Origin of the sequence: Neobacillus kokaensis (assembly GCF_014656545.1) — a bacterium.
In the GTDB taxonomy this organism is placed as follows: Bacteria; Bacillota; Bacilli; order Bacillales; family Cytobacillaceae; genus Neobacillus; species Neobacillus kokaensis.
In genome coordinates this window covers 59,076-77,423 of record NZ_BNDS01000021.1, presented here as the reverse complement: position 1 = coordinate 77,423, position 18,348 = coordinate 59,076, and the positions used below count along the sequence as shown (strand labels likewise).

20 protein-coding genes are annotated in these 18,348 nt (G+C 38.3%); 5 read left to right on the top strand and 15 right to left on the bottom strand.

Annotated features, from left to right (window positions below; translation table 11 throughout):
• Nucleotides 1-39: 39 nt before the first annotated feature.
• From IE222_RS19600 to IE222_RS19590, 3 genes are all read right to left on the bottom strand, one after another.
• Nucleotides 40-1,743, bottom strand: a complete 1,704-nt coding sequence (locus IE222_RS19600; protein WP_191275763.1) for a Na/Pi cotransporter family protein — start codon at nucleotides 1,741-1,743, stop codon at nucleotides 40-42.
• A 182-nt stretch (nucleotides 1,744-1,925) separates the two neighbouring features.
• Nucleotides 1,926-3,248 (bottom strand): glycosyltransferase family 2 protein, encoded by a 1,323-nt coding sequence (locus tag IE222_RS19595; RefSeq protein WP_191275777.1) that lies wholly within the window; start codon nucleotides 3,246-3,248, stop codon nucleotides 1,926-1,928.
• 206 nt (nucleotides 3,249-3,454) lie between these two features.
• On the bottom strand, nucleotides 3,455-3,748 hold the full coding sequence (locus tag IE222_RS19590) for a HesB/YadR/YfhF family protein (protein WP_191275762.1): 294 nt from the start codon (nucleotides 3,746-3,748) through the stop codon (nucleotides 3,455-3,457).
• Between the two features lie 441 nt (nucleotides 3,749-4,189).
• Here IE222_RS19590 and IE222_RS19585 point away from each other — a divergent pair, with 441 nt between their 5' ends.
• Nucleotides 4,190-4,672 carry a GGDEF domain-containing protein gene (locus IE222_RS19585; RefSeq protein WP_191275760.1) on the top strand — a complete coding sequence of 161 codons (483 nt, stop codon included), beginning with the start codon at nucleotides 4,190-4,192 and terminating at the stop codon, nucleotides 4,670-4,672.
• A 70-nt stretch (nucleotides 4,673-4,742) separates the two neighbouring features.
• On the opposite strand, the gene IE222_RS19580 is transcribed toward IE222_RS19585, so the two are convergent.
• The 3 genes from IE222_RS19580 to IE222_RS19570 all read right to left on the bottom strand — a co-directional run bounded on the left by IE222_RS19580 (nucleotide 4,743) and on the right by IE222_RS19570 (nucleotide 8,287).
• Nucleotides 4,743-6,143: a M20/M25/M40 family metallo-hydrolase gene (locus tag IE222_RS19580; RefSeq protein ID WP_191275758.1), complete on the bottom strand. Its 1,401-nt coding sequence runs from the start codon at nucleotides 6,141-6,143 to the stop codon at nucleotides 4,743-4,745.
• Nucleotides 6,144-6,264: 121 nt separating this feature from the next.
• Nucleotides 6,265-7,668: a M28 family peptidase gene (locus IE222_RS19575; RefSeq protein WP_191275756.1), complete on the bottom strand. Its 1,404-nt coding sequence runs from the start codon at nucleotides 7,666-7,668 to the stop codon at nucleotides 6,265-6,267.
• 325 nt (nucleotides 7,669-7,993) lie between these two features.
• The gene (locus IE222_RS19570; protein ID WP_223282819.1) at nucleotides 7,994-8,287 is read right to left on the bottom strand and encodes a DUF2087 domain-containing protein; all 294 of its coding nucleotides are present in this window, start codon (nucleotides 8,285-8,287) and stop codon (nucleotides 7,994-7,996) included.
• 131 nt (nucleotides 8,288-8,418) lie between these two features.
• On the opposite strand from IE222_RS19570, the gene IE222_RS19565 reads away from it, so the two are divergent.
• Nucleotides 8,419-8,682 (top strand): DUF3949 domain-containing protein, encoded by a 264-nt coding sequence (locus tag IE222_RS19565; RefSeq protein ID WP_191275754.1) that lies wholly within the window; start codon nucleotides 8,419-8,421, stop codon nucleotides 8,680-8,682.
• Nucleotides 8,683-8,718: 36 nt separating this feature from the next.
• Here the strand turns inward: IE222_RS19565 and IE222_RS19560 are convergent, their stop codons facing one another.
• Together IE222_RS19560 and IE222_RS19555 are read right to left on the bottom strand one after the other, a co-directional pair.
• On the bottom strand, nucleotides 8,719-9,126 hold the full coding sequence (locus IE222_RS19560) for a GNAT family N-acetyltransferase (RefSeq protein ID WP_191275752.1): 408 nt from the start codon (nucleotides 9,124-9,126) through the stop codon (nucleotides 8,719-8,721).
• A gap of 16 nt (nucleotides 9,127-9,142) precedes the next feature.
• Nucleotides 9,143-9,589 (bottom strand): GNAT family N-acetyltransferase, encoded by a 447-nt coding sequence (locus IE222_RS19555; protein WP_191275750.1) that lies wholly within the window; start codon nucleotides 9,587-9,589, stop codon nucleotides 9,143-9,145.
• A 160-nt stretch (nucleotides 9,590-9,749) separates the two neighbouring features.
• Here IE222_RS19555 and IE222_RS19550 point away from each other — a divergent pair, with 160 nt between their 5' ends.
• A complete protein-coding gene (locus IE222_RS19550; protein ID WP_191275748.1) occupies nucleotides 9,750-10,193 on the top strand; it encodes a GNAT family N-acetyltransferase in 444 nt (147 codons plus the stop codon).
• Between the two features lie 58 nt (nucleotides 10,194-10,251).
• On the opposite strand, the gene IE222_RS19545 is transcribed toward IE222_RS19550, so the two are convergent.
• The 5 genes from IE222_RS19545 to IE222_RS19525 form a co-directional block, all read right to left on the bottom strand.
• Nucleotides 10,252-10,707, bottom strand: a complete 456-nt coding sequence (locus tag IE222_RS19545) for a hypothetical protein (protein WP_191275746.1) — start codon at nucleotides 10,705-10,707, stop codon at nucleotides 10,252-10,254.
• Nucleotides 10,704-10,913, bottom strand: coding sequence for a helix-turn-helix transcriptional regulator (locus IE222_RS19540; protein ID WP_191275744.1), 210 nt, complete (start codon nucleotides 10,911-10,913; stop codon nucleotides 10,704-10,706). The genes IE222_RS19545 and IE222_RS19540 overlap by 4 nt, the downstream gene beginning before the upstream one ends.
• A gap of 190 nt (nucleotides 10,914-11,103) precedes the next feature.
• Entirely contained in the window at nucleotides 11,104-11,589 is a 486-nt protein-coding gene (locus tag IE222_RS19535) for a GNAT family N-acetyltransferase (protein WP_191275743.1), read from the bottom strand.
• A gap of 124 nt (nucleotides 11,590-11,713) precedes the next feature.
• The gene (locus tag IE222_RS19530; protein WP_191275741.1) at nucleotides 11,714-12,313 is read right to left on the bottom strand and encodes a hypothetical protein; all 600 of its coding nucleotides are present in this window, start codon (nucleotides 12,311-12,313) and stop codon (nucleotides 11,714-11,716) included.
• Nucleotides 12,314-12,443: 130 nt separating this feature from the next.
• Nucleotides 12,444-12,839 (bottom strand): VOC family protein, encoded by a 396-nt coding sequence (locus IE222_RS19525; protein ID WP_191275738.1) that lies wholly within the window; start codon nucleotides 12,837-12,839, stop codon nucleotides 12,444-12,446.
• A gap of 234 nt (nucleotides 12,840-13,073) precedes the next feature.
• Between IE222_RS19525 and IE222_RS19520 the strand changes: the two genes are divergently transcribed.
• Nucleotides 13,074-13,754, top strand: a complete 681-nt coding sequence (locus tag IE222_RS19520) for a hypothetical protein (RefSeq protein ID WP_223282818.1) — start codon at nucleotides 13,074-13,076, stop codon at nucleotides 13,752-13,754.
• Between the two features lie 132 nt (nucleotides 13,755-13,886).
• On the opposite strand, the gene sstT is transcribed toward IE222_RS19520, so the two are convergent.
• Both sstT and IE222_RS19510 read right to left on the bottom strand, forming a co-directional pair.
• A complete protein-coding gene (gene sstT / locus IE222_RS19515) occupies nucleotides 13,887-15,125 on the bottom strand; it encodes a serine/threonine transporter SstT (protein ID WP_191275735.1) in 1,239 nt (412 codons plus the stop codon).
• A gap of 311 nt (nucleotides 15,126-15,436) precedes the next feature.
• On the bottom strand, nucleotides 15,437-16,165 hold the full coding sequence (locus IE222_RS19510) for a TerC family protein (protein WP_191275733.1): 729 nt from the start codon (nucleotides 16,163-16,165) through the stop codon (nucleotides 15,437-15,439).
• A gap of 185 nt (nucleotides 16,166-16,350) precedes the next feature.
• On the opposite strand from IE222_RS19510, the gene IE222_RS19505 reads away from it, so the two are divergent.
• Nucleotides 16,351-18,306: a GTP-binding protein gene (locus IE222_RS19505; protein WP_191275731.1), complete on the top strand. Its 1,956-nt coding sequence runs from the start codon at nucleotides 16,351-16,353 to the stop codon at nucleotides 18,304-18,306.
• Nucleotides 18,307-18,348 lie beyond the last annotated feature (42 nt).

Genomic DNA, 18,348 nt, shown 5'->3' with positions numbered 1-18,348 from the left:
ACTTTTAGGGGTCACTTCAATATCGGGGATTTTTAATGATTAAATTTCATTTTCAATTGGACCGCCGCGCAAATTAAAACGAATGCTTCCCATTGAATTTTTTTCTAGACTTAGATAATCGTCTCCTAAAACGGCCTCAGCAATATTTGCCGAATGATCTCCAATTCTCTCAAGATTACTGATAATTTCAGTAAACGTCACGCCGCCTTCACCTTTACAGATCCGTTCATTTAGACGAACAATATGATTCTTCCGCAACTGACGTTCCATGTTATCAATTTGCTGCTCTTTTTGAATAACCTGTCGTGCTAAATCAATATCGAAATTTTTCAAAGCGCTAATCGCATCGGTTAATGTAGAAATAACCAACGACATCATTTCATTTACTTCATGAGATGCATCATCAGAAATCGCCACCCGATTCCGAATTTGGTATTCAATCGCTTCTACAATATTTTCCACATGATCGCCAATTCGTTCAATACCGCGAACAGAATCCAAGAGAATTTCATGCTTCTGTGAAATTGCTCCAGGAAGCGGCTTTGCAGAGATTTCAACTAGATAATCGGTAATCTGTTTATCCAAGCTATCGATAACCTTTTCTAATTGAATAGCTGAGTCAGCATGCTTTTTTTGTTTTGTTTGGAAATAATCATTCGCCTCTTGTAAGCCTAATAATGAAATCTCAGCCATGCGAACGACCTCTTCCTTAGCCTGGCCTAGTGCTAGTGATGGTGAGTTCTCAATAAAAATAGGATTCAAATGCTTCGCTTTGAAATCTATCACTTGATCTTCGCCTCGCACCACCTTTGTCACAATCCATGCAAGTACGGCAATAAATGGAAATTGCATAATCGTATTCGTAACATTAAACGTTCCATGGGCAAACGCAATTGTCATTTCCGGATTTAAATGGATCGAATGCTGAAGAAAGCCAATAAGTTTGGTATACGGAATAAGAAATATCATAAATATAATCGTACCAATGACATTGAACAGGACATGAACAAGTGCTGCCCGCCTTGCTGCAATCGAAGTCCCGATACTTGCCAGCACCGCAGTAATCGTTGTTCCAATATTGTCTCCAAACAACACCGGAAGCGCAGCATTCAATTGAATCGCATCTTGGGCAAACAACTCTTGCAAAATACCAATTGTTGCACTCGAACTTTGAACAATCACCGTAAACACGGTTCCGACAAGCACACCAAGGAGCGGATTATCACTCATACTGACAGTTAAATCATGAAACATATCTAAGGAACGCAACGGTTTCATCCCTTGACTCATTAAATCCAGCCCAAAAAACAATGCACCAAATCCAAACACAATCTGGCCGAATGATTGCAGCTTTTGATTTTTAAAGAAGAAAAGTAGTGCAGCACCAACAGCAATAATCGGCAGGGCATATTCATCAATTTCAATTCCGATAATGAAGGCGGTTACAGTTGTACCTATGTTCGCACCCACGATCACACCAATAGCCTGTCTCAGCGTCATGAAGCCTGCACTTACAAGACCAACAGTTAACGCGGTCGTACCGGAACTAGATTGTATTAATACCGTCACAAACATTCCCGCCAACACACCCATTAACGGATTGGATGTAAAGCGATCGAGTATGTCTCTTAGCCGGTCCCCAGCAGATTTCTGCAAACCGTCACCCATAAACTTAATACCAAAAAGAAAGATCCCCAATCCACCAATAAAAGTGAAGATCATCTCTTGGACATTGAAGCTCAAAAAATCAACCCCTTATTTCGACAATCTTTGTATATATACTACTAAGATATTCGATTGTCCAAGACACGTAAACCTTTCGGGGAGAACTTAACATTAAATTTACAATCCCTTAACAATTAGGGACATATTTTACAAAAAAGGAAACGTCCAGTACATCTACCAGACGTTTCAACCAAAATCTACTATTTCCAAACTCTCCGCAGCCTCATGAATTCCTGCAGGTACCCCCAAACTGACACCGGGGCCATGATCATTTGATAACATAATACATATAGGAAAAATCCGATAAGATTCTTCCTAATATGCAGTCCTAAATCAGCAAACACTCCTTTTTGGTAGCGGTATAAAATATAATTAGTTAATAGTGTAAGCGGTAATACAAAAAGTGTATGCGGACCGACGATCCAAAAAACACCAAATAGACTTAAAATTAACCCTGGCATCCACACAAAGGTGTAGACGAAATCAAGAAATGGCATCACTAGGTTTACCCCCGTTAAATAGCGGGTAAACACCATCGGCTGCTGCCAAGGCTTGGTACGTTTTAATGCCTCGATCATTCCCCGAGCCCATCGGCTTCGCTGACGGGCAAAATGGATAAACTCCGTGGGTACATCTGTAAAGGCAACCGCGGTCGGCTCAAAATAAACTTTATAATTTTTTTCTAAAAATGCCCATGTCAGAACAATATCTTCTCCAATAGCATCCGGCCAGCCGCCTACTTCCTTTACTACATTAGTCAAATATAGACTGTAAGCCCCTTGCGCAACCAAGGTCCCTTGATACAGCCCCTGAAGCCGTTTAATCGATGCAATTCCTAAAAAATAATCCCACTCTTGTATTTTAGCCAGCCAATTTTTTCGGCTGTTCCGAACCAGTATAGCTCCGGCAACCGCGCAGACTTCCTTCGGCGCCGAACTCATGCGGCTCATTAAACGGCGGACCGCCTGTGGGTGAAGCAGCGTATCCGCGTCTAACGTAATCACATGTTTTGTTTTTACAAATTGAAGTCCTTTGTTTAATGCATGATTTTTCCCTGGCCTTTTTTCAAAAAGAACTTGAACATTCAGTCTTAATTCTTTTCCTGATTGTTGAGCGACTTTCGAGGTGGCATCCGTTGAATTATTATCAATGACATAAATATAAAGTTTGCCTTGATAATCTTGTTTAGCAATTTGCTTTAAAGTTGCTTCAATTCCTTTTTCTTCATTTCTGCAGGCTATTAGAATACTAACCGGATCCTCGGGTGAGAGCGTTTTAAATACCGGTTGTCTGTCAATCAATAGACTAACAACCATGAAGGCGTTTAAATAACCTGGTATATAGGCAATTCCTGTAATAATAACAATGGCGGCAGGTAGTGTGACAATTTCCCCCAATTCCTTTATCCAAGGGATTGAAATGATAATGGAGAAAAACATCCATCCCAGTGAACCCCCGTGACTCAGCCGAAATTTCCATAAAACTGGTAAATAAACCTTTCTTTGTACTGGAGAATTTATCATTTTGGTAGTTTTTCTTGAAATCAAAGCTCTTCCCCCTGTAACATAAACAAAAGAAGCCATTCAAAAGTTGCTGGTTACCTCATTTTATATTGTTTTCTAGTGCACTACTATTGGCAAAATGTAATTACCAATAATATTACAATCAATGTGTCATTTACCAATATTCAATCTGTATTTTAAAAAAAATACCCCTGCCGCTGCAGGGGTCATTTAGTATAGCGATATTCCAATTCATCTTTCTTCTCATTATAATCCACATGTAAATCATGGCCGTTGAAGAACCATACATCAGAACCTTCTATGTAAAAGGTAATTCCGTCGATTTCTGTATAAACCTCCAGATCGACAGGTTCATTATCGACAGTAAAAGCAAGGGAGTAATTTTCTTGTACAGGGCTGCAGCCATAAATTTGCGAATAAAACTTAATTTTCCCCCCTTCGCTTAATCCAACTTCATCCTTAAACCATTGCAATGCTTGATCGCTTATGTTTATTTTCATTAGCTTCTCACCTTTTGCTTCCTAATTTCTTTTATATTATCTTAAACATATGTATGAAAGTTTATCAAGCATTCCGAAAGCAAATCCGCTAAATCCATGTTCCAAATAAGGCTTTTAACGCAGTTTTTGACTATTTTTCGACTTTTACAGAAAAATAAGTATGTTAATACTCTGCCTATAGTAGAATAAAGTTGAAAGAAACTAAGAAAGACTCGAAAGACCATTACACTTGAAATAACCTCTATCCTTTTTGATTGAGATTTAATAGAAAAATAGTACAAGGACTGTGTAGAATAATGAATAAGACTGGTAGAGTTTTAACGTTCTTTCTCGTTTTATGTTTCAATTCCCTCTATATAATATATTATTATCTTCGGGATGGTTATGTAAGCTGGATGGAATATATAGGATTGACCATTATGCTTACCCTTGCTTGGTTTTTTGGAAAACAATACGATAAAGCAAAATATTTTTCAGAGAAAGTATAATAGAAGAATCATAGAGCCGTTTTTTGCAAAAATAGCTGCGCTCGCTGACCGAAATCAGCAAAAGATCGCTGTACTGCTTATCGATGTCGATCATTTCAAAACGATTAATGATCAATATGGGCACCAAACAGGCGATGAACTATTAAAGCTGCTTGCCGATTCATTAGTAAAAAGTGTAAGACAATCTGATATAGTTGCCCGCTGGGGCGGTGAGGAATTCCTCCTATTTTGCTCCAATATAAAGAACAATGAAAATCTTGATGAAATCATGGAACGGATTCACACAAATCTAAAAAATATTTCGTTTCCGCAAGTAGAGCTTAGTATTTCAGTTGGTTCTGCCTTTTATCCTAATGAGGGAACATCCCTTGATGCATTATTACGAATGGCTGATAAAAAAATGTATAATATGAAAATCCGGCATTTAGCGGATTAATGATCCGATGTAATTAATAAAGGTGCTTTTTCTGAGGAATTTCAGCAGAAAGAGCACCTTTTTTTATTAATTATAATGAACGATTCTCAAAATTATAATCAACTCGTTTTGGAGCAACTCGTGAATGCTCTAAGGCTGGTGTATCTGGACGGACAATTTGATAAACAGCTGCGCCAATCACTTCGGCAGCTTCCTGCAATTTGTTTTTATCGATTTTATCAATAGTGTCGTTTGGTGTATGATACCATTTTTCAAGCGGTGAGTGACAGAAAACAGCTGCCGGAACTCCGATTTCATGGAAAGGCTGGTGGTCGCTTCGTCCAACCTTTCCATACGTTAGGATTTCTTTCACAGCTGTTCGGGCACCGGCTGCTGCACCAAGGTCCGTGACAATATTTTTCTCTCCATCCACTGTATACATGATTAATCCGTTCGCTTTGTGGTCAGCCCCGGAATCCTTACTACCGATCATTTCTATTTGAAATTGACCAACAACTCGGTCTGCTTCCTGGCTGCTTAATAATCTAGCGTAATGATAGGAACCTAACAATCCTTTTTCCTCTGCGCCAAAGGTTACGAAACGCATTTCGGTATCAATTGGCATATTGGCCATTACTCTGGCAAGTTCTAAGACAGCTGATACCCCGGAGGCATCATCGTTTGCACCAGGTCCACCAGGAATAGAGTCATGATGAGCACTGACCATAACAATCTGATTAGTATCCTTCGTTTTGTTTGGTTTCATTTTGGCAATTACGTTGTATGAGGTTTTTTCCACAAAACCAGAGCCTATCACTTTTAATTGAGCTGTGATTGGACCGGATTTTAATTGCTCTGCCAATGCCAGACCTTGTGCCCTAGTAATAGCGACTGCCGGAATATTTTGACCTTTATTTACCGAACCAAACACGTTTGATGTTCCAGTGTTATTGTACATAATAACACCTGCTGCACCTTTATCTAATACATTTTGAATTTTTTCCACAAAAGTGTTACCGCCGCGTTCTATCAAAGCAATTTTGCCTTTTACGGTGTCAGGCACAAAACCGGAAAGAGCCTGTCCAGCATCCACTACTTCGGCCGTTACCTCAGCACTATAAGAGCCGGAAAACACATAAGGGTTATAGGATTGTCCATTGATGGTGAGGGATCCGGTTCCTCTTAAAACATCATCGAATTTAAACGGTTGAAGCTCAGTTTCATATCCATACTTTTCAAACTGGCTCTTTATGTAGTTTGCCCCCTTAAGCTCCCCATCTGTTCCCGCTGCCCGTGGCTGTTCGGCCAAAAATGCTATTGTATTATACATGTTATCACTGTTAATTTTTTTGATTATCTTATTGTCAAAGGCTGATGCTGCGTTTGTGCTTGATGTACTTGCAGCTTCGCTTGGTTCCTGCGCATGAACTCCATTAACGCTTAACATTAGACCAGCTGTTAATAAGGCTGAAATTACTTTTTTCTTTTTCATTTTTAAAACCTCAATTCTCCACACTTGAATTCTTTTCCTCTCAAAAACTAGGTGCCTTTCATAAGCTGATAGATAGTCATATCAGCAGGAAAAGCACCTTGTTGGTTATATCGTTGTTAGATTAAGCACCTGGTGAACGATTTTCGAAATCATATTCAACCGGCTGCGGAGCTACTCGAGAATGTTCTAATGCCGGCGTATCCGGACGGGCAATTTGATATACGGATGCTCCTACGATTTCAGCAGTTTCTTGTAATTTTTGCTTATCGATTTTGTCAATCGTATCTGCTGGAGTGTGATACCATGGCTCAAGCGGTGAATGAATGAATAAGGCAGCTGGAATTCCTAGTTCGTGGAATGGCTGATGATCACTGCGTCCTAGCTGGCCATACGGAACAATTTCAGCCAAAGCTGTTCTAGCACCTGCTGCAGAAGCAAGGTCCGTCACTAGGTTTTTCTTGCCATCAATCGTGTACATAATTAATCCGTTCGCTTTATTGTCTCCTCCGGCATCTTTACTGCCGATCATGTCCATTTGGAAGTGGGCAACGATATTGTCTGCATCCTTTTCACTTAAGGTACTTGCATAATGGTATGATCCCAGCAATCCTTTTTCTTCAGCACCAAATGTAACGAAACGCAGCTCTGTATCAATCGGCATATTTGCCATCACTCTAGCAAGCTCAAGAACTGCTGATACTCCTGAGGCATCATCATTAGCACCAGGTCCCCCCGGAACTGAATCGTGGTGAGCGCCAATCATAACCACTTGGCCAGTGTCTTTATTTTTATTTGGTTTCATTTTGGCAATAACATTGTAGGATGTTTTTTCTTGGTATCCTGAACCTGTCACTTTAATATGAGCTGTTACGGGGCCGCTCTCTAGTTGTTTTACTAAAGCTTCACCCTGCGATTTCGTAATCGTAACGGCTGGAATATCCTGCCCAGGATTTGCAATCCCTACACCAGTTGATTCAGCCGTATTATATAAAATAACTCCAACTGCACCTTTATCTAATACATTTTGCACCTTATCAACGAATGCTATCTCGCCGCGCTGAATCAATGCAATTTTTCCTTTTACAGCATCCGGGACTGCGCCAGCTTTTGCTAGACCAACATGGACTACTTCAGCTGTTACCTCAGCGCTATATGAACCAGAAAATACATACGGTTTAAGGTCCTGCCCGTTAATTTCTAGTAATCCAGTTACATTATTTCTAATAGCATCATAGAATTTAAAGGGCTGAAGCTCTGTTTCATATCCATATTTTTCAAATTGTCTCTTTATGTACTCAGCTCCTTTCAGTTCACCATCAGTTCCGGCCGCACGAGGCTGTTCTGATAATAGCGCAACTGTATTATACATGTTATCAGCATTAATCTTATTAATAATTTTGTTATCAAAAGCCGAAGCTGCATTTTGATTTGGCGTACCACTTACCGGCCCCTGGGCATATGCCCCATTAACACTTAACACAAGTCCCGCTGTTAATAATACGGATATTACTTTTTTCTTTGCCATCTAACCACTCCTACCTCTTAATTTGTAAGCGTTTTCCAATTGATTATCTTTGATTTTACTAGGTTAGTAAACTTTAATAGGTAGACAAAAAATGACTGTATTCTACAGAATTTAAGTCTTATTTACTATCTTTGATAGTGAAAACTAGTGATCACTTTGTCGAAAGAGATAGAATCTATGCTTGAAAATATGCAATAGTGCTTAGTAGATAACTTTTTGATGCGGTTAATGGTTCTGGCAATATTATTTTTCGTTCTATCCTTACAAACAAAAAAAGCAGATACATCAAGCATCTGCCTAACTCATAAATTAAAACGTACCAAATTTATTTCACCCAATACTTCGTGCAATCCTTACTCCGCTCCATAAACCCATAATCAATTAAATATCTCCGAATCGTTGCAAAATCTGAGTGAATCGATTTTAAAATTTCATTAATCTCCTTTTCAGAATACATCCTATTCAGTTCAAAACGAGTTAAAATGTACTGAAGCACAATAATCTTGCGCTTTTCTTTACTAGGAAATGAATTTAAAGGCCCTTCAAGACCTTTCTTAAAATAAGTTGCTAAAACCTTCTCTTTTTCTGCTACTGTTATCGCGTACCGATCGTCCACCATTTTCGCCCCCCTTATGGAAACTAATAAAATCCCCACTGCTTTTTTCCTTTGAATTCAAACGACTCATAATTGCCAAACCTTCGCCTGCTTCTCTTTTTCTTTTAAATTAAAGTGATGATTTCTAATAGTCAATGTACTGCCGCCATTTTGTTCATCTCATCTGCATCTCCGTTTACGTTGTTTATTATCTGATCATGTTACCGACCCAATATGCTAATATTGGCGAGACGAAGAAACGTTTTAAGAAATTAAATAAATCACACAACGAAATTTATAAAGACATGACTTTTGCGGAACAGCAGCTGCAGTTTAATCTTCAAGGGAATTTAATGAAACTAGTGCCAACTTTATTTGCAGCTTTTATCTATAAAATACAAAATCAAAAGGGAGAATAGTGCTATTCTCCCTTTTTCATGCATTAATATTAAAAATCACCGATTTAGCTTTTTAACCATTCCAGTAGAAAATTTTTGAAACCCTAAAGATTCATAGTAGGGCTCTAATTTTTCCACACACATAAGCTGTGGAATTACCCGATACTGTTCACATTGGGCAATCACTCGTTTCATCATCTCTGTGCCGATTCCTTTAGACTGATATTGTGGTGAAACACCTACTCCACAAATAACTCCAGTAATAACACCATCTGAAATAACCCGTGCCATGCCCACTAATTCTTGATCGGCATAAGCATAAACCACATACCAGCTCTGGTTGCACATTCGTTCTATTTTCTCAACTGTCAAATTCAACGAATTCCAGCCAAGAGATTTATATAGAGACAATACCTGCTGGAAATCTTCAGGCGATTCTGCTGTATAGTTGATTGTTTTTATCATAAAGCAGCGCCTTACCTTATCGTATTTCATAGAATAACCAATCTGATACTTCCCCGCCCATTTTTTTGTATAATGCTTGAGCCGTATGATTGTCTTTTGCCGTCTCCCAAGTCATTCCGGAGAAATGATTTGCACGAATGTATTCCAAACATGTTTGGAAAAGCTTTTCGCCAACTTTTTTCCCTCTTGAGCCCGGTGCGACAAATAAATCATTTAATTTAGCCTGTCTTTTTACATTTAATGTACTAAACGTAAAATACAATGTTGTGAAACCAATTAATTTCCCATTCTCCTCAGCAACAAACTGCAGCCCGCTCGAAGGATTTTCCAGCAAATGCTGAATCAGTCCTTTTAACTCAGCCTCATTAGGTTCTGGCCGCTGATAAAAATCAACAATGTAATCCCTCATTAATTTGTACAAATTATTAACATCTTGTTGTACCGCTCGTCTAATCTCACTCATAGGTTCTCCTCTTTATAGATAAATTTTTAAAGTAATTATAGCATGGTATGTTCTAACTCTATTGGGATTTTTAGGTTTTTTCAATAAAATTCTAACAAATTTACTTATTGTAATGGTATAATTTTGAAATTAACAGTCCATTCTAAGGAGTTTGATTCATTTGTCCATTTTATTAAAAGATATCACACAAGAGAATTGGCAGGAATGTATACAATTGAAGGTTGCACCAAATCAGAAATCATTTATTGCTCCTAATGTTTATTCATTGGCAGAGTCGAAGTTTGAGCCGTCCTTTGTGCCGATGGGGATCTATTTAGATAATAGAATGATAGGCTTCTACATGTATGGAAAAGACCCAGAGGATGGTACATATTGGATTATCCGTTTCATGATTGAAGAAACATGCCAAGGAAAAGGATATGGCGGTAAGGCTTTAACTGAGGCCGTGAACTTATTGAAGGCTCTTCCTGATTGCAGCCCGTCCATTATCTTAGGTGTTAATGTATCGAATACCTATGCACAGCGTTTTTATCAAGCATTTGGCTTTAAAGATACCGGACGAAAAGAACACGGTGAACTTTTATATGAATACGTTATCAGCTAACATGTGAAGAGGCTTTCGCTATATAATCACTCTTTAAAGAAAGCCTCATTTTCAACAATTATTTATAATTTTTCTGCCATGAAATCATATACGTCATGATCTGGGTCAATGGAAGTAGTATAAATACGATGATGGGATAATATGGAATGGCTTTTGAAATAAATGGATAAAACAGGAGTAATACAGTTATAATTGGAAAAGCATATATCATACTAATATAGGCCGCTCTGCACGCTCGTGCAGTAATCTGCTGCTCACGCTCGTCACTTTCCTCAAACTCTTCGGGCAGCCATAATATCTTCTTTTTCTTAATCCGTTTTGTGAAAAGCGTAAACATTCCACTTAAAATAATTAGAAGAAGGAAAGGCACAATATTAATCTCAAAAAGGAAACCGCGTGAAGTATCTTTTGAAAATTCGACGATATCAAGAGAAGCTTGATAAAATCCCGACATCATCCAACCAAATAAAATCAACGACACAATAATAATCGACCCATTCCGCACAATCTTCATTCCTCTTCATCCTCCAAATAAAATATTTCTTCGATTGGCAGCTTAAAGGTATTGGCAATATTCATGGCAAGCATTAACGATGGTACATAGCTTCCCTTCTCTAAGGATACAATTGTTTGCCGAGTAACATTTACACGTTCGGCAAGACCTTCCTGTGTAAGATTATGCCTAGCCCTTAATTCCTTGACACGATTTTTGATCACCATAAGATTTACCTCAAATTTTATTTAATTACTTTTGATTGTAAAGTAAAGTATTCATTTTGTAAAGTTAACCTTACATTTAATTTTGAAAAATTTCCCTTATTACGATTGTAACTCGGGAATGATTGGATTTTAAATCTTTAGCTGATTTCAAACGCTAACTAGAAAACGGAAGATCGGTCCCATGTTTCATTTATAGTCTCTTTATCATATTATACCAAATGACTCCGCCATGCTCAGAATTCGATACGCCCTTGTTGATATATCCGTGGTTTTCATAATATGAAATTAGATTTTCCTTACATGTCAGAGTAATAGATTCACGTTTGTTTTCTTTTGCTGCATTTTCAATATGCTTTAGTAACAAAGAGGCTATACCGCGGTTTTGAAATTTTGGCGATACCGCTAAACCTAAAATACTTTGATGACCGCCAGTAGCCGGATTAGCGTTTATATTTCTGAAAAGATCATCTGTAATGTATGCTCGGCCGATGACCGGACCATTTACCAGTCCTACGGGTTTCCCTTCCAATTCGGCTACAAAAAAACTATCCGGAATCATTTCAATCCGTTTTTCAAACGATTCCCTCGTTGCTGCTTCCTCTTTTGAAAAACAAAGTTGCTCAATGGTTACCAATTCCGGCAAATCTGTCATTTTTACATTGCGAATAGTTAACATAATCCTATCTCCTATTTTTAAAGTCCATTCAATTTGAATTCTAAACAATAATCATAAAGAAGTTTAGATATTTCTTATTTAATATAACAGAAAAAGAAGCACGACACCCGTGCTTCCCTCCTTATTATAGCTTGATAACTTTAACGTACTCGGTTTCTTTTATGTAGATTGTTTTGTATTGACTACGGCCATTTGCGTCTATGTACAATACGGTGCGTTTGTTCGGATTATCTTCGACTATTCGAACCATGTAGCCGGTTAAATCTGTTTGAGTTGATAATACCTGATATTCCGGAAGTGCTGTATGATCGCTTGAAATGGACCTGACATTGTCTACGCCTTTCGAATCATGGACTGCAGTTTTTCCAATAATTCCTTCATAAACTAAACCACCACGATAGTCAATAATCTTTATTCTATCCTCTTCTTTGAAGTACAAGCTTTTAAACCGCGGTTGGCCATAATGATTTTTCAAGAGAATAACCCGTTTATTATAATTATCCTCCACTACTTGAGGATTATATTTTGTCAAGTCAACTTTAGCAGCAAGTGTTTCATATTCAGGAAACTTTGTTACATCAACTTGTCTATAGTAATTACCTATAGAGTCTTGTTGATAATATGTCTTATTTTGCATTGCTGCATCTGCATGAATTCCAAAACCTGCATGCGCCACTCCAGCTAACATCACTGCACCTACTGTTGTAACCAAAAATGTTTTCATAAATAATTCTCTCCTTTAGTGGAATATATTTCTTGCTAATTTCCATCCTAAAGGAGTTAGATTAGAGTTTAATGAGAAAGAAATTAGAGTTTCATTAAAAATGATTTTTCGAGTTAGACAATATACACAATTAGTGAGGAAGATTAAATTGCCAAGACACACCGAACTGGTCGACAATCCAGCCGAATTTTTTGCTAAATCCATAATCACCAATCGCCATAAGTGCTTGGCCGCCCTTCAATAACAGCTCATAATACCTGTCAATTTCTTCTTCTGCATCACAGGTAATATAGATCGAGAAGGAAGGGGTAAAAGTGAATTCATGCTTAACATTACTATCCATACACATAAATTCCTGACCTTTTATTGACAGTACCGCGAGCATCACACTGCCTTCTCCACCTGGTCCATCAGCACCGTAACGAGTAATGTTGACTATTTCAGAATCCTCAATAACAGAAATATAATAATTCATCGCTTCTTCTGCTTGTCCTTGAAACATCAAAAATGGAGTAACCCTTGACATTCAATCATTCTCCTTTTAAAAAAGTTATTTGTTTCTATAATTTTATATCTAATTACATTTACTTTCCAAATATTAACACTCTGTAATTTGCTAATACAAACCAATTTTGAAGTTCTACAAAATCCGTCACACGTGTCACATTAATTTTTTGTGGGGCAATTGCACTACTTTCTTCATAAGATATCGAGAATATGAAAGGAGTTGATAATTCTGAAGAAGATATTTTCGGTTTTTGTGTTTGTAATGACGTTGTTTGCGGTTAGCGGCTGTTCATTTAACAGTGCTTCAGAATCAAAGAAAGAGTCTGAAGAGAAGGCTTCAAATAATCAAAACAACGCACCTGTCACTAACCCTGGTGATAACTCAAATAACAATAATGCCCCAGCCACACCTGCAACTCCATCGCCAACTACCCCTTCGACGCCACCAGCACCTGCAACACCACCGCAGCCACCAGCTGCATCTGAAGATCCAGCGGAAGTTTATGGTGTTTATGGGTTAATGGAGGATTATAACAATTTAGTTGGAAATAAACATGGAATTACAATGGTGAAAACAAAGTTATATAGCGAGGATCAAGACTACGCTACTTTCTCCATTACATTATCAAACGGAAATGGTATGGGAATGGTTGTTGTGAAAGAAACCAAAAAGGTCAAGGTATTCTCGATTGTCTCACCTATTTCTACCGATGCCGACTACGATAAATTATATAAATCGGCTGCAGTACTCTTGATGTATATCGATCAGAACGTAACTGAAGATGTTCTTACCGATATCCTTACTCAACTTGGATATGGAAAACCGTTGGAACAAATAAACTTTAGGTACGAATCTACTGATCTTGAAATGACAACAGAATATGTAGCCTCTTCGAATGAATTGTATTTTGACATCTATTATAAAAATAATTAACATTAAAAAGCCGCGCGGACTGATTTTACTATGGATTAAGCCTAAATATATTGTAAAAAACACAGAAAACTCGCCCAATAGAAAAAGACCAACCGCACTATTAAGTGAGTTGGTCTTTTTGTTATAATTTATTTATGCGACATGATTGACTTCAATTTTTTTGCCTGCTTTTCGTTTTTTTCTGAATTCAGCCGCCGCTGTAAATAGAACGTCAGTAGATGAGTTCAAGGCTGTTTCACAAGAATCTTGTAGGACTCCTACGATAAATCCGACAGCGACTACCTGCATGGCGACGTCGCCCGGGATGCCAAATAAGCTGCATGCAAGCGGAATTAATAATAACGAACCGCCGGCAACCCCTGATGCACCGCACGCACATACTGCTGAAAGAACACTTAGAATGATCGCGGTTGGAATGTCCACTTGAATGCCTAGTGTATGAACGGCTGCAAGCGTTAAAACTGAAATCGTGACAGCTGCGCCCGCCATATTAATGGTGGCACCTAATGGAATTGAAACAGAATAGGTATCCTTATCCAATCCTAATTTTTCACATAATTTCATGTTAACCGGAATGTTCGCTGCAGAGCTTCGGGTAAAGAATGCTGTAATGCCGCTTTCCTTTAAGCACTTAAATACGAGCGGGAATGGATTTTGGCGAGTTGCCGCAAACACGATAAGTGGATTGACAACTACAGCGACAAAGACCATACAGCCAAGTAAAACGGCAAGTAATTCCCCGTAGCTTTTTAGTGAATTAAGTCCATTGGTCGTAATAGAATCAAATACCAGTCCCATGATTCCTAATGGTGCCAGCTTGATTACCCATGTCACAACTTTTGAAATAGCATCGGAAAAATTCGAAATCATCGTTTTAGTCGTAGCTGGTGCATTTTTTAATGCAAAACCAAGAACAATTGCCCAAGCTAAAATACCGATATAGTTCGCATTAAAGATTGCTTTTACCGGATTATCGACTACGTTAAGCAATAAAGTTTTAAGAACCTCTACTACACCGCCTGGCGCCGTAACATTCTCAGCACCAGCACCCAGCTTTAAACTTACCGGGAAGATGAAGCTAGCAATAACCGCAATCAGTCCAGCTAAAAAAGTGCCTAAAAGGTAAAGGACGATTATCGATTTCATATTTGTTTTATGACCGCTTTTGTGCTGGGCTATGGCCGACATTACCAAGAATAGTACCAACACAGGGGCTACTGCTTTTAAGGCCCCAACAAATAACGAGCCAAAAATGACGATAGGCTTTGCAGTTTCAGGGATTGTTAAAGCAAGAATAATACCGAGAATTAAGCCTATAATAATTTGTTTTACCAAGCTCAATCGATTCCATTTTTTCAATAGGTTTTTCATACAATTCCCCCTCATAATAGACAAAAATTCCAAACAAACGAAAATTACCATTAAAATAGTTTTCTAAAAAAATATATTTGCAACAAATAATATTATAATGAATATTTAGATATTTTACAATAACGTTTTTGTTGGTCTCGGATATAACATTTGTTATAATTTTCAGAATAAAGACTTTTAAAATGCTATTCTTTTAATAGTATATCCTAGATATTTATAATATCCTATTAGAAAAAAATGGCGGAAATCGAATTCCGCCATTCTATTACTTATGCAGTTGGAAATTTCAACACAAAGAAACTTTTGCTCTTTTATGTTGGTTCATTGCCGGTATTTCCTTTTAATAGGTGTACAATGAATGTACCGAGGAAGATCGCTATTAAAATACTAAACAACATCACCTCGTGCATATGGAAACCAAAGGCAGATACAATCATTTTCACCCCAATAATCGCAATTAGGACAAATGCAGTGATTTCAAATTCCGGAATTTTTTCAATCAGTTTTAGGAAAAGCTGGGCAACTCCCCTCATCATTAATATCCCTAACACACCTCCCAGGAATAAGACCCAGACTTGATTAGACACCCCAAAGGCAGCTATGACACTGTCAATGCTAAAGGCAATATCCATTAGCTCTACGGTTAAAACTGTCCGCCAAAACCCCATTTTCGTATTTGCCACTACGCCTTCCTCTTCTTTTTTCATCAAAAGGTTTTGAAAAACAATGAACAGCAAATAATGACCGCAAACAATCTTAATCCAAGGAATGTTGATTAAAGAAACTCCCAAACCAATCGCGATGATGCGAAAAAAATACGCCCCGAAAATTCCGTAAAAAAGTGCTTTCTTCCGCTGCTTCGGAGGTAAATGTTTGACCATTACTGCTAGGACAAGTGCATTATCTGCCGACAGCAGCCCCTCCAAAATAATCAGCGATCCAATAACGCCCCAGCTGGCAGGGCTAGTCAAAACCTGCTCTAACATCTCGAACGAAAAAAACGCACTATAAGTTTTTAAAATTTCATTTAAAAAATCCATCTGATCTACCTAAACCCTTTCATATGGAATTATACCTATTCTATATGTATGTCCAGCTTTAAAATATATGAGGTACATGGGCGGTACTTCTGCTACATAAATGTTAAATGAAACAGATACACATTCCCTGTGTTTCCATTCTTTTGATATACTATTCTTAAAGAATAACTATTTGAGGTGCCAGCATGAAGAAAACGATTGGAATGTTTGCTCATGTCGATGCAGGAAAGACCACGTTAGCAGAGCAGCTGCTTTATCATACAAAAACCATTAGACAAAGAGGCCGTGTTGACCACCAGGATACCTTTCTTGATACCCATGAAATTGAAAAACAACGCGGCATAACGGTATTTGCAGGCCAAGCAATGTTTACTATGGGGGACTCTGAATACTTTTTGATTGATACTCCAGGTCATGTCGATTTCTCACCGGAAATGGAGCGGGCCGTTCAGGTGATGGATTATGCTATCATTATTATTAGTGCGGTTGAAGGGATTGAAGGACATACAGAAACTGTATGGCGGTTACTAAGAAAGCATCAAATACCGACCTTCTTCTTTATTAATAAAATCGATCGGGTCGGGGCCGATACCGTGAAAATCCGGGAGGAAATTCAAACAAATCTTACCAGAGATGTTTATGATATGACAGAGGCGTTAACTAACGGTGAGATGGACGAGGCACTGATTGAATTTATTGCGGAACGCAATGAATCCCTGCTTGAAACCTACATGGATACCGGATATCAGCATAAACTTTGGCTCGAAACATTGAAACAGCTTATCCGCGAAAATCAAATTTCCCCATGTTTCAGCGGTTCAGCCTTACAAGATATTGGAGTCGAAAGCTTTCTTGAAAAATTAGACTTATTAACTGACACAAGTTATTCGAATGAGAGTGTCTTTTCCGGTCGTGTTTATAAAATTCGTTATGATGAAAATGGGACAAGACTGACGTTTATTAAAGCTCTAAGCGGAACATTAAATGTCCGTGATGAAATAAGTTATGAGCGCGACGATGAGGCATCACTAGTAGAGAAAATCACGCAAATTCGTTTATATAATGGAATGAAATTTAAAACGGTGAATCAAGTTTTTGCCGGTGAAATCTTTGCTGTAACTGGGCTGTCATCCGCTTCAGCAGGCGATGGATTAGGTTCGCTAAAAGAGGATGCCGAATACGAAATGACATCGGCACTAAAATCAAAAGTTATCTTTGATTCAGCAATTAATATTAAAGAAGCTTTGCGTTATTTTAAAATATTGGATGCCGAAGATCCCGCACTGAATGTAACATGGGTAGAACAGCTGCAAGAAATCCACATTCATGTCATGGGAACAATTCAGCTAGAAGTTCTTAAATTAGTCATTAAAGAACGTTTCCAGCTGGATGTTTCATTTGCGGATCCAGAAATCTTATATAAAGAAACAATCAGCTCTCGGATTATCGGTTATGGCCATTTTGAACCGTTAGGACATTATGCTGAAGTCCATTTAAAAATGGAACCGGCAGCAAGAAATAGCGGCATATCATTTGAAAGTGTCTGCCATACCGACCATTTGCCAGTTGGAACGCAGAACGTCATCCGCAATCACTTATATGAGCGAGATCATCATGGTATCTTAACCGGTTCCCCTCTTACCGATGTGAAAATCACGTTACTAACAGGAAGAGCCCATGTGAAACATACTTCTGGCGGAGATTTTCGTGAGGCTGCATTCCGGGCATTAAGGCAAGGGCTCGAAAAAGCAGCCAATATTCTGCTTGAACCCTTTTATAATTTTAAAATTAATGTTAATTTGGAGCTTTTAGGAAAAGTGCTGACGGATATTCAGCAGGCACACGGCAGTTTTGACACCCCCATCACCGAAGGAAACAAAGCCATTATAACCGGGAAGGTTCCAGTTGCAACGTTTTTGAACTATAGTTCAGAATTTGCTTCACTAACACAAGGAAAAGGAATGCTGAACCTAATCGTTGACGGCTACTACCCTTGCCATAACCAGGCTGAAGTAATCGAAAGGACCCAGTACAATAAAAATGCCGATCCTGAATATACCTCATCCTCCATCTTCTGCTCAAAAGGACAAGGATATTCCGTCCCGTGGAATCAAGCAGAATCCGAAATGCACTGTCTCTAGAACATATGGGAACGGTTCTTCGGTTCGTGAGCCATAAATGAA

Excerpts from the sequence above, each read along its gene's own strand:
- IE222_RS19595 (WP_191275777.1), bottom strand. The coding sequence starts at position 3,248 with ATGATAAATTCTCCAGTACAAAGAAAGGTTTATTTACCAGTTTTATGG.
- IE222_RS19540 (WP_191275744.1), bottom strand. The coding sequence starts at position 10,913 with ATGGTGATCAAAAATCGTGTCAAGGAATTAAGGGCTAGGCATAATCTT.
- IE222_RS19575 (WP_191275756.1), bottom strand. The coding sequence starts at position 7,668 with ATGGCAAAGAAAAAAGTAATATCCGTATTATTAACAGCGGGACTTGTG.
- IE222_RS19570 (WP_223282819.1), bottom strand. The coding sequence starts at position 8,287 with ATGGTGGACGATCGGTACGCGATAACAGTAGCAGAAAAAGAGAAGGTT.
- IE222_RS19535 (WP_191275743.1), bottom strand. The coding sequence starts at position 11,589 with ATGTTAACTATTCGCAATGTAAAAATGACAGATTTGCCGGAATTGGTA.
- sstT (WP_191275735.1), bottom strand. The coding sequence starts at position 15,125 with ATGAAAAACCTATTGAAAAAATGGAATCGATTGAGCTTGGTAAAACAA.
- IE222_RS19580 (WP_191275758.1), bottom strand. The coding sequence starts at position 6,143 with ATGAAAAAGAAAAAAGTAATTTCAGCCTTATTAACAGCTGGTCTAATG.
- IE222_RS19530 (WP_191275741.1), bottom strand. The coding sequence starts at position 12,313 with ATGAAAACATTTTTGGTTACAACAGTAGGTGCAGTGATGTTAGCTGGA.
- IE222_RS19560 (WP_191275752.1), bottom strand. The coding sequence starts at position 9,126 with ATGATAAAAACAATCAACTATACAGCAGAATCGCCTGAAGATTTCCAG.
- IE222_RS19505 (WP_191275731.1), top strand. The coding sequence starts at position 16,351 with ATGAAGAAAACGATTGGAATGTTTGCTCATGTCGATGCAGGAAAGACC.
- IE222_RS19565 (WP_191275754.1), top strand. The coding sequence starts at position 8,419 with ATGTACTGCCGCCATTTTGTTCATCTCATCTGCATCTCCGTTTACGTT.
- IE222_RS19590 (WP_191275762.1), bottom strand. The coding sequence starts at position 3,748 with ATGAAAATAAACATAAGCGATCAAGCATTGCAATGGTTTAAGGATGAA.
- IE222_RS19525 (WP_191275738.1), bottom strand. The coding sequence starts at position 12,839 with ATGTCAAGGGTTACTCCATTTTTGATGTTTCAAGGACAAGCAGAAGAA.
- IE222_RS19555 (WP_191275750.1), bottom strand. The coding sequence starts at position 9,589 with ATGAGTGAGATTAGACGAGCGGTACAACAAGATGTTAATAATTTGTAC.
- IE222_RS19545 (WP_191275746.1), bottom strand. The coding sequence starts at position 10,707 with ATGAAGATTGTGCGGAATGGGTCGATTATTATTGTGTCGTTGATTTTA.
- IE222_RS19510 (WP_191275733.1), bottom strand. The coding sequence starts at position 16,165 with ATGGATTTTTTAAATGAAATTTTAAAAACTTATAGTGCGTTTTTTTCG.